The organism is Trichococcus palustris, assembly GCF_900114465.1.
Taxonomy (GTDB): Bacteria; Bacillota; Bacilli; order Lactobacillales; family Aerococcaceae; genus Trichococcus; species Trichococcus palustris.
Map to the genome: position 1 here is coordinate 21,604 of NZ_FOTD01000023.1, position 10,457 is coordinate 32,060.

Sequence of the window (10,457 nt, forward strand, 5' to 3'; positions counted from 1 at the left end):
CTATTTCCCTTACGATTGCCCAGATGTCCCCAACTGGCTCGTCAAATAGCTTAATTGCGATTCAGCCTCCATCATGGCCTTGTCCAAGGCGGTAAAGGTTGCCACATACTGTGCCCGTTTCGTTTCCATTCTTTCGTTGAACAGTCCGATTTTCCCCGTGATGTCCGCTATCAAGTTATCATAGGTTTTGTTTTTGGTGGCAATGATCCCGTCGTTTTTATCCACATAGCTGTTGAGCAAGGTTGCCATTTTTTGTGACAGGCCGACCTTAGCCATCACCTTTTCGGTTATCCCGTCTTTTGTGACCGTCTTGCCCGTGTCGACTTCCGCTTCAAAGAAGCTTGCCGCTGCAGTCGGGTTCTCCTTCAGAAGTGCTGTCAGCTTCCCCTCATCCAAGGTCAGCTGCCCATAGCGGTCGACGGAAATCCCCAAATCGCTGCTATAGTCGCCGGCCGCATTGCCATTTTTGACTTGTGTCGTCATCAGGGAACGCAGACTGGACTGCAGCTGCATCAGTGAGCTGTTCCCGACTAGCTTGCCCGTTTTATTGTCAGCCGCGGAAGGATCGCCCACGTCCAGTTGATCGCCGATGAAACTGAGGGCGGAGTTGTATTGCGAGATGAAATCCTTCACCGCGGCTATCGGCTTGTCGAGGTCCTCGGCAACGGTGACGGTAGTGGTGCCCGCCTCTTTCAAGGTCAGCGTCAGCCCCTCGATCGCGTCCGTCAGTGTATTGCTGTCCTGCGTAATCTCAATGTCGTTGTTTACCATTATTTTGGCGCTTTGTCCGGCTGTTTGTTTCGCCTGGGCAGCTCCCGTCGCGTTTTTATTTAAACCCAAACTTTCCGCTAAGCTCCCGCTGGCTTCGATCGACCGCGCTCCCATCTTGCTGTCGGACAGGACCAGTTGCTCCCCGATGACGGTGGCGGAAATGCCCGTCGTTTTGCTTTGTTTGTTTATTTTCCCGATGATGTCCTTCAGGCTGTCGGTCGTTTCGATCGTTATTTCATCCGACGGCTTCCCATCTTGGTTAGTCAAGGTGAGTGTCCCTGTCAAGGCAAGATCCGCATCACTTTTTTTCCCTGCTGCCGCGGCGATGGTGCCTGAAGTCAATCGGGTTTGCGTGGCCAATTGCGTCACTTCGATCTTGTAGTTCCCCGGAACCGCTGTCGTCCCAACCGTTGCGGCAACCCGGCCTCCGTCAGAGCTCGTTACCGTTTTGGCGTTGAAGGTCGCTTCATCCTGCAGGCCGTCCAATTTGCCGGACAGATTGTCCAGGCGTGTTTGTACATCCCTCCAGGCATCCTTCTCATTGTTTAATTTGGTTTGATTATTTTGATATTGGGTCAGCTTCCCCGATTCCGCCGCTATCAATTGGTCGATCGTATCGGACGTTATCCCTGAATAGGATCCCAAAAAACTAGTGGTGCTAGTGTTGCTAACCGTACTCATGTCTTCACTCCGTTCTGTCCACCGTTATCCCTATATTCTTCCATAAGTCCGCTACGATGTCGAGCATCTTTTCGGGCGGCAATTCTTTGATGACTTCCTTCGTCTGCGTATCCAAGATTTGCACCAAAGTCCGTCCGGTGCCTTCATGGATACGGAATCTGAACTCAGCATGCCATCCGACGATGTAGCCATTGGCTTCATCGACCGCTTTCGCTAATGCTTCCCTTGACACTGTGTCAGCTTCCGGGTCTGTTTTCGGCTCTTCCTGCACAGCATCCGTATCTCGTTTCGGCGCCGTCGCTTTGACAACAGGATAATAGTGGGGTGTATCAAACAAAATACGTCGTACTGCCTGCAATGGATCCATAAACATTCCCCTCCTCAGCAAAAAAAGCTAAAAGCCGGAACTAAGCCGGCCTTCAGCGGAATTAAACAGTCAGCTTTATGATTATTGCAATAAGGACAATACTGATTGAGGCATTTGGTTTGCTTGCGCCAACATTGAAGTAGCTGCTTGAGCAAGGATGTTGCTCTTCGTGAAGCTGGTCATTTCTTCCGCCATGTCCACGTCAGTGATGCGCGAATTTGCTTCAGAAAGGTTTACTTTCGTCGTGGAAAGGTTGGATACCGTGTGATCCAAACGGTTTTGGGTAGCACCAAGGTTTGCGCGCTCTTTTGAAACCGATTTGATTGCGGTATCGATTGTAGCAAGTGATAAATTAGCATTCGCACTAGTATCTACATCTAAGTCATCAACGCCCAATGTAGTAGCTTTCATATCAGCAATTGTTAATTGCTGTGTTTCATCTGCGTTTGCACCCACTTGGAAATTTAATGGTGTTGTTGTCGCTGAACCATCCAATAGTTTTGTACCATTGAATTGCGTATTCGATGCAATTTTCCCAATTTCTGTACCCAATGCATCCATCTCTGTTTTTATTGCTGTTCTGTCATCAGCTGAATTGGTATCATTTGCTGCTTGAACCGTCAAGTCGCGCATACGGTTCAGGATGCTGTGCGTTTCGCCCAAAGCGCCTTCGGCTGTCTGGATCAACGAGATGCCGTCCTGCGCATTGCGGGATGCTTGCGTCAAGCCGCTGACTTGGTTCTTCATTTTTTCCGAGATCGATAATCCAGCCGCATCGTCCCCGGCTTTGTTGATGCGCAAGCCTGAAGATAATTTCGCCAAAGAGTTGGCTTTTGCAGTGTTGGCTGCCGATAATCTTGAATTAGTGTTCATTGCTGCTGTATTTGTTCCGATTCTCATGTGTAATTCCTCCTGGAATGTTTTTGTTTTGTTAAGGCCCCGCCTATACCTATATCATCGGAGGGTTCCGGCGATAGTTAAGCCATTTTTTAAACTTTTTATTTTTATTGCCGCTTTTTTGTAAAAAAAAGACCACCTTATAGGTAGTCCAAAATGCTTGTCTGCAGAATCTTTGTCCCCATCGCCAAGGAAGCTTGATAGGCTGTGGTTTCCATCGTGTACTGCATGTATTTCTCGGCCAGGTCGACATCCTGTTTGTTGGAACGGAGCTCCTCCAAGTTGAGTTTTTCCATTCCATTGCGCTCCTGCGCCGATGCCAGCCGGTTGGAGAGGGTGCCGATTTCCGAGCGCATATTCACGATGTTGTCGCTCTCTGCGCCCGCCCGCTCCAGCAGACGGCCGGACAGGGCTCCGGTATCGTTCGCGTCTAGCGCCGTCATGACCTCGGCCAGGAAGGTCCCCAGGTCATCTTTTCCCGCGGCGGCTCCCCCATCATTCAGAAGTTGCCGGCCATCGGTCTTCAAGGCCACATGCACGCCTGCAGCGATTTCGCGCGTCAGGTTGCCGCTCGCCGCCACGGTGTTGCCGTCCGCATCCACTTCGTCGGTTGTGCCGTGATAGGCGATGCCGGTGAAATGCCCTGCGGCATCGGTTGCGATCTCGAATGGCTTCGTCGTGGTGTTCATGCCGGCGAAGACATATTTGCCGCCGAAGTTGGTGTTCAAGGCATCGGTCAAGGTTGCGATCTCCGACAGGATCTCTTTTTTCACGATTTGCCGGTCCGAGTCATTCATGGTGTCGGTTGCGGCTGACTGGATCAGTGTGCCGATGCGCGACAAGGCATCGGTTGCGCCGCTCAAAGCCGAATCCTGGCTGTTGGTCCAGTCCATCGCATCCGCAATGGTCGTGTTGTATGCTTCATTTTGCACGATGCTGTTGTTCAGGTTCATGATTTGCGAAACCAGCAGAGGATTGTCCGAAGGTTTGCTGACTTCTTTCATCGAAGAAAGCTGGTCTGCATATTTCTGGACGTTGGCCTCGGTTCGCGCAACATTCTTTAAAAAACTATTCGACGTCATCGTGTCTGTAACCCGCATTTGCTATACCCCCGTTCGGTTGATGAGTGTATCCAGCATTTCGGAGACGACCGCTAAAACCTTTGCGTTCGCTTGGAAGGCACTCTGATATTTCATGATATCGACCACTTCTTCATTGACTGAGACGCCCGAGATGGAGGCTCGGCGTTCTTCCAAGAAGGAAACGACTTGCCCCTGGCTCTCCACCCTGTGATCCGCTTGCTGCTTGGTGCTGCCCATGCGCGTGACAATATCGTTGTAGGCATCCGCAGTCGTTCTTCCGCCGGATTGCGTTGCAAGCGCCATGGTCGTTTCATCATAGTCGAAACTGTTCTCGTCCGTCGCATAATCCAGGATCTGCGTTTGCAGACTCGCGATCGCTCCCGCCCGGGTACCATCGCCGGCAGCTGCTGCTGTAAGGGATTTTCCGGCATTGATGTTGCGCGGATCGGTTGTGATCTCCTTGTTCACTTTGATGTTCAAAGCGGCGTTTGCCCCTGAACCCAGGTCAAAGAAAGCGATGCCTTCCCCGTTGCCGCTGTGGACCGTATTGACCGCCTTGGCCATGGTTGTGGTCAACTTGTCCATTTCTTTTATTTTGGTATTGATTTCAGTCAAGGCTTCCTGAGAGCCGCGGACGTGTCCGCTGGTGCTTTCGATTGCTTGGAAAGCCGTTGCGCCGTCCGTTTCGGTGCCCAAAACCAATTGGCCCACTTCAAAAACTGCGCCTGCTGGCCTCGTATTTGCCTTGCTTCCGTCTGTGGAAATCAGCGCATGGCCGTCTTCATCTGTTCCCGTCACGACACTCAATGTCCGCATGGTGTTTTCGCCCAATATCTCCGTGCCGCCGATGCTGATGAAGGCGCGTTGGAAGGCATCGGTCTCTACTTTGACGGAGGTGATTTTCGTCAGTTCGCCCACCAATTCATCTCTTTTATCCAAAAGATCGTTCGGTGTCTGGCCTTTCACCGCCACACTGAAAATCTGTTGATTCAGCGTATCCAGCTGTTTCACTTTGGCATTGAAGTCCAATACCTGTTTGGAAATATCCTGGGTCGTAGCCTCTTGCAGTCCCTGCATTTGACTGGCCATCTGGTTCACGGTATCGGTCAAGGTTTCCGCTTCTTGGCTGACCGTCGTTTTGGCTGCGGTCAGTTCGGGATTGGCGCTCAAATGTGCCCACGCCGAATAAAATTTGCTGATGCTGTTGCTCAACCCGGTTTCGGACGGTTCATTGAAGATGGATTCTAACTGCCCCAGCGCATCCGCCTTTTGGCTGTACATCTCCAATGTGGCCGCTTCTGTCTGGGTCTGCTCCGTGAGATAGTCATCCACGACGCGAACGACGGACTGCATCTTCACGCCCGTCCCGATTTGGCCGACGCCGGGCAGCGTGTAAGGATTGCTGGCAGTGAAATTGATCCGCTGGCGTGAATACCCTTCTGTGTTGGCGTTGGCAATATTATGGCTTGTCGTTTGCAAAGCAGTCTGTGCAGCAGCCATTCCGTTCGTTCCTATATGTAATGTTCCAAATAATCCTGACATTGCTGCACTCCTTATAATGAATGATCGATTAGATTTGCCCGTTCAACTGCTTGGTATTGCCCTTTTTTTGAATACGTAGCGGAAGATTTTTTTGCGCCTTGCGCTAGCGCATCCATGATGGTCTCTTGATAGCTGAGCGCCTGTTTGGTCAGCAATAGATTGGTTTCCTGCAGCTGTTGGATGACTTTCACGTTCCGCTCGATTTCTGATCGATCGCTGTCCGCGAAATCTACAGTCGGCAAGATTTCCAGGAACTTTTGTTTTTCTTGCACTAAAGCTTCAATGGTTGCCCCGTCATTTTTCAGTAAGGCCTCTTTTTCCCTGTGCAGGATGCCGCTGAATTCCTTTAATAGGGCCAGGCTGTTTTGCGATGCCTTCATTATTCAGCAGACTCCCCTTGCTCTTTCATCGCAGCCACCATGTTTTGAGCAATCTTTTCAGGGCTCACGCGGAACGTTCCGTTCTGCAGCGCTCTTTTGATCTCCTGCGCACGCTCGCTCGGTGCCGTCTCTGTCTGCAGCTGTGCCAAGCGTTTTGCTTCTTCCGAAATCTCCACTTTTACAGCTGGTTCTTGAACCGTTGCTCTGGCTGTCTCCGTTTTTGCCGTTTGCGGCTGTTTTTGGTTATATTCGACCGCTTTGATATATTGATTATAGCCATTTCCGATTTTCATCTGAATCGCTCCCTTCGATCTATTTTATCTGTTTTGTAGTTGCTCTTGGCGATGAATTCCTTTACTTGGTTACTATCGACAGTTTTCCCCTTTTTTTAAGCCCGGAAGCAAATAAACCTCATTTTTTATTGTATCGTATACCTTTCATTCTGCATAGTAAAAAGGGAACCTCACTTCACGCGCTGAGAGGTTCCCTTTTTGATTATCATAAATTCTTGAGCCGTTGTTCTTGGCTCAGGATATTCGTGATCCGAATGCCGAAGTTTTCATTGATGACGACAACTTCGCCTTCAGCGATGCGTTTGCCGTTCACGTAAATGCTCAACGGTTCTTCAGTCATCTTGTTCAATTCGACGACTGACCCCGTTCCTAGCGCTAGGATATCTTTGATGGTCTTCTTGCTTTCGCCCAATACAACGCTGAACTCCAATGGCACATCAAGGATAAGATCCAAGTTTTTTGGCATATGACTGGTTTCCGTCTTTGTCAGGGTCTGGAAGGCTGGCGTCTGCACAGAAATAGCCTCCCGTCCGCTGGTTGCGGGTGTCGCCTGCGGTTGGCTAGCGCCTGGCGATGCTTCCCCGAAGATGCCGCTTTCCATGTGGCTGATTACGCGATTCCCTCCATCTGCATGGGTTGAGACGGTCTCACCTGCGAGTCTATCGATTGCTTCTTGCGTTATTTTTTGAGTACTCATTCCTCTGCTTCTCCTCCAATATATTGTAATACCTCAACGGCCATCTTTTTGCCGACAACTCCCGGTTTGACTAAATAATAAGGCGATTTTTCGATAGACATTACCAGCGGCTCACTGATATGTTTATCCAAAGGAATGATGTCGCCCAATTCCAACTGCAAAAAGTTTTCCATCGTGATTTCAGTTTCCCCCAAAAGAACTTCTATTGAAACAGGTACGGACTGCAGACTCTTGTTGAGGCTTTCCTGTTCTGACGGATTTGTTGTTTTGCCGGAATCGAACCAATTGCGGAAACTCAATTTTTCGAGAATGCCTTCAAAGAAAACATACGGAACGCACAAGTTGACATGCGTCTGTTGGCCCAGTAATTCAATGATAAAAGTGCTCATGATAACCGGCTCATTTGGAGACATTGTTTGCAGCCATTGCGCATTTGTTTCCATCGTTTCCATTTTGACCTCCAATGCAACGATATCATGAAAAGCCGTTTGGAAAGATTGGCCAAAATTTTGGACCACTTCCTCCAGAATAGCCATCTCAATGTCAGTGAAATTCGCTTTGGCATTCTCTTGAGCCGCTAATTTTGCATCGGAACTGCCACATAAAAGTTCAACCAACTGCGAGCATAGCCGAGAATTAATTTCCACGATTTGCATGCCGGCTTGCGGATGGGATTGAAAGATTCCCATCAGTGTAAAGGACGGTATGGCGTGCAGGAACTCCTCAAAACTGACTTGTTCGATGGCTGCCAAACGCATTTCTGCTGTGGTGCGTACTTGTGTGGCTAAGAGATTGCCGGCAATCTTTGCATACTCTTCAAAAATCATCGTCAGAGTAGTCATGTACTCTTTTGACAAACGCGCTGGCCTTTTAAAGTCATGGGATCTAACTTTCACCTGTTCTTTTTCTTCCGCCACGTTAACGTCCAGTTCACCGCTCTCTACACTTGCCAATAACGCATCAATCTCTTGCTGTGTTAAAACTTCATTCACACTTATCCCTCATTTATCGAAAATAATGTGCCTCTATTAATCACACTTATCATTTTATCTTTCACCTTAACACCCATCAATTTCCTAGATAGCTTGATCATCCGTCATTTGAATATCCTCGGATCCATTTCCGGCATCCCTTCGACAGAATCTGAGGAAAAAGCCACGTTTAAAATGATGATATTATTGTAACACATTTCCTGGTTTGCACTATAGTGGTTCTAAAATTTGCATAAATGCATCACATTAAAAACCAAGAGGCGCTCTATTTTTATGTCAAAAAAAAAAATGCTGAGGCAGAGCATTTCCTGATCTGCTTCAGCATCTATATCCATTTTAACCGATTTATCGGGGAATTCACCCTCGAGCCATCGCGCCCCTCTAAGGACCTTTAACCTTCATTCGTTCAATCATGTCTCAGTATCATTGAACTCTGAATTCAGAATTAATATATCCACTCTTCTGTTCTGGGTTCGACCTTCAGCGGTATTGTTATCCCCTTTTGGCCGATATTCGCCATAGCCAACTGCCGATACTTTTGTCGGATCGATACCGGATTGAGAGATGATGGCTTTTGCGACATTGCTTGCTCGCAGTACCGAAAGGTCCCAGTTCGAATCGAATTCCTCATTATTCATCGGTACGTTATCCGTATAGCCTTCCACCCTTATATAACTGTCTTCCAGGAAAGGTTGATTCAATACTTTAGCTACTTCCACAAGGCTGGAGATCTGTTCTGTTTTTATCTCTGCTTCACCGCTTTCGAAGAACATGGAGCCATTAAAGCTTACGACCAATCCTCTTGTTCCAATCGATGTTGTGATGTCGTCCGATAATGAATTTTCGGCTATGTATGCATCGAGCTGTTCCTTGACCTGCTCCTGCTTTTCGCCTTCGGATAAAGTCGCGCCTTCTTCACTCTCCCCTGTCTGCGGATCCGCCTGTACCGCATATTGCCCCGGTGATGTTTCGACGCCTATATCGACCGGGTTTTCTCCGCCATTGCCGTCAAATATCGCGCCGAATTCAGCGCTGATGGAATGCTTCAACTTTATAGAATCGCCTTGATCCATCCTGCTCATCGCATACATGATAACAAAAAAGATCATTAATAACGTGATAAAGTCGGCATAGGAGAGCAGCCATCTTTCGCTATTATCGTGTTCTTCTTCCTTCTTCTTGCGCCTGCTCATGCAGCGCCCACCGCTTCTCTAGCGACAGATGCAGTTGAGCCGCTTTGCTCGCCTTCGTCGCCATTCAGAAAGCCCATTAATTTCTCTTGGACAGTTTTAGGACTAAGCCCTTTTTGTAACAATAAAACGCCTTCCAGTATTAATTCCTTCTCTAAAAGCTCTTTTTGATTGTTTATTTTCAAGCGGTTACCCATCGGCAGAAAAATAAGGTTCGCGCTTGCTAAACCGTATAATGTTGCAAGGAAGGCCGATGCAATACTTTTTCCCAAAGTTGACATATCCGCTTCAGCCAATCCTTCCAGTACATGCACCAGTCCCAAAACGGTACCTACAATCCCCATTGTAGGTGCTGTCCCGCCTGCAGAATTAAATATCGCAGCCCCGATTTTATGTCTCTCTTCTATGCGGTCGATCTCATTCCCAAGCGAATCGCTTATCGATTCATATGATTCGCCATCAACCAGCGATTGAATCCCTTTTTTCAAAAAAGGATCGGCATCAGGATTGTTTGATACTTCCGCTTCTAAACTCAAGAGGCCCTCTTTCTTGCTTTTGACGGATAATTCATAAAAATATGCTACTAGTTGATTCAAATCACCGGGCTCATACAATAATCCTGATTTCATAATACGCCCTATCTGCTTGAGGTCGCTCATTGGAAAAGCGAGCATGGAGCTTCCTATGGTACCACCAAAAACGATCATGGCAGGTGTCCATGATATCAATGCCCCAACGTGTCCGCCTTCTCCCATAAACCCTATAATTAACGCGCCAAAGCTTACCACCAATGCAATTATGACACCCATTGAATTTTACCTCCATTTAATTAATATCGCATAGTCATACTATTAATTGTCGGTTTTTTAGCTGGATTTTTAAGCTTTTTTCGTAATGATAGCCGAAATGTTTTTAGGAAAGAATCGAAATACATTGAAAAAAGGTAATTCTAGCTGACTTCTATTTCACGATGACTAAAATCAGCCTTCAATCTTCAAGCAATGTTATGCCCTTGAACTATTAGGTCAAAAAAAATTTTATGATTTCTTGCGAAATAAAAAAGACCAGAGCATTTCTGCTCCAGTCCCATTGACATCAGTCATGATGATTATGATAAAACATACCAGAGATTGCAACTGTACTGCAACCCCTGGTATGTTTTATCATAATCTGTCGTTTAATTCTTTCGCTAATTCTTCGAAGCCTGGTTTGCCCAGCAAAGCGAACATATTCTTCTTGTATGCTTCCACGCCTGGTTGGTCAAACGGATTGACCCCGTTCAGATAACCGGAGATCCCGACAGCGATTTCGAAGAAGTACATCAAATAGCCTAAGCTGTATTCATCCATCGCTGGGATTGTCACTAATAAATTAGGGATGCCACCGTCGGTATGGGCCAATAAGGTACCTTGATAGGCTTTTGTATTGACGAAGTCGATATTTTTGCCTTGCAGGTAGCCTAAACCGTCCAAGTCTTCTTCTGTCAATGGAATTTGGATTTTTTTACGCGGATTCGAAACGGTTACGACGGTTTCAAACATGTTGCGTGTCCCATCTTGGATCGA

At 47.6% G+C, this 10,457-nt stretch carries 11 protein-coding genes and 1 pseudogene; all 12 read right to left on the reverse strand.

Features of this window, described 5'->3' with window-relative positions:
* Positions 1–9: 9 nt before the first annotated feature.
* On the reverse strand, positions 10–1,452 hold the full coding sequence (fliD, locus tag BM101_RS12105; RefSeq protein WP_087034266.1) for a flagellar filament capping protein FliD: 1,443 nt from the start codon (positions 1,450–1,452) through the stop codon (positions 10–12).
* 4 nt (positions 1,453–1,456) lie between these two features.
* Entirely contained in the window at positions 1,457–1,819 is a 363-nt protein-coding gene (locus tag BM101_RS12110) for a flagellar protein FlaG (RefSeq protein ID WP_177194508.1), read from the reverse strand.
* An 81-nt stretch (positions 1,820–1,900) separates the two neighbouring features.
* Complete coding sequence (locus tag BM101_RS12115; RefSeq protein WP_087034268.1) at positions 1,901–2,719, reverse strand: flagellin N-terminal helical domain-containing protein; 819 nt, start codon at positions 2,717–2,719, stop codon at positions 1,901–1,903.
* A 137-nt stretch (positions 2,720–2,856) separates the two neighbouring features.
* Positions 2,857–3,816 (reverse strand): flagellar hook-associated protein FlgL, encoded by a 960-nt coding sequence (gene flgL, locus BM101_RS12120; RefSeq protein WP_087034269.1) that lies wholly within the window; start codon positions 3,814–3,816, stop codon positions 2,857–2,859.
* Positions 3,817–3,819: 3 nt separating this feature from the next.
* Entirely contained in the window at positions 3,820–5,340 is a 1,521-nt protein-coding gene (gene flgK / locus BM101_RS12125; RefSeq protein ID WP_087034270.1) for a flagellar hook-associated protein FlgK, read from the reverse strand.
* Positions 5,341–5,351: 11 nt separating this feature from the next.
* Positions 5,352–5,720, reverse strand: a complete 369-nt coding sequence (locus BM101_RS12130) for a hypothetical protein (RefSeq protein ID WP_087034271.1) — start codon at positions 5,718–5,720, stop codon at positions 5,352–5,354.
* Positions 5,720–6,013, reverse strand: coding sequence for a flagellar biosynthesis anti-sigma factor FlgM (flgM, locus tag BM101_RS12135; protein ID WP_087034272.1), 294 nt, complete (start codon positions 6,011–6,013; stop codon positions 5,720–5,722). Before flgM ends, BM101_RS12130 begins: the two co-directional genes overlap by 1 nt.
* A gap of 205 nt (positions 6,014–6,218) precedes the next feature.
* Complete coding sequence (fliN, locus tag BM101_RS12140) at positions 6,219–6,710, reverse strand: flagellar motor switch protein FliN (RefSeq protein WP_087034273.1); 492 nt, start codon at positions 6,708–6,710, stop codon at positions 6,219–6,221.
* A complete protein-coding gene (gene fliM, locus BM101_RS12145; protein WP_087034274.1) occupies positions 6,707–7,702 on the reverse strand; it encodes a flagellar motor switch protein FliM in 996 nt (331 codons plus the stop codon). The genes fliN and fliM overlap by 4 nt, the downstream gene beginning before the upstream one ends.
* A gap of 410 nt (positions 7,703–8,112) precedes the next feature.
* On the reverse strand, positions 8,113–8,895 hold the full coding sequence (locus BM101_RS12150; RefSeq protein WP_087034275.1) for an OmpA family protein: 783 nt from the start codon (positions 8,893–8,895) through the stop codon (positions 8,113–8,115).
* Complete coding sequence (locus tag BM101_RS12155; protein WP_087034276.1) at positions 8,892–9,701, reverse strand: motility protein A; 810 nt, start codon at positions 9,699–9,701, stop codon at positions 8,892–8,894. Before BM101_RS12155 ends, BM101_RS12150 begins: the two co-directional genes overlap by 4 nt.
* Positions 9,702–10,055: 354 nt before the next feature.
* Positions 10,056–10,457 (reverse strand): annotated as a pseudogene (gene pgi, locus BM101_RS12160) (glucose-6-phosphate isomerase); the annotation flags it as partial.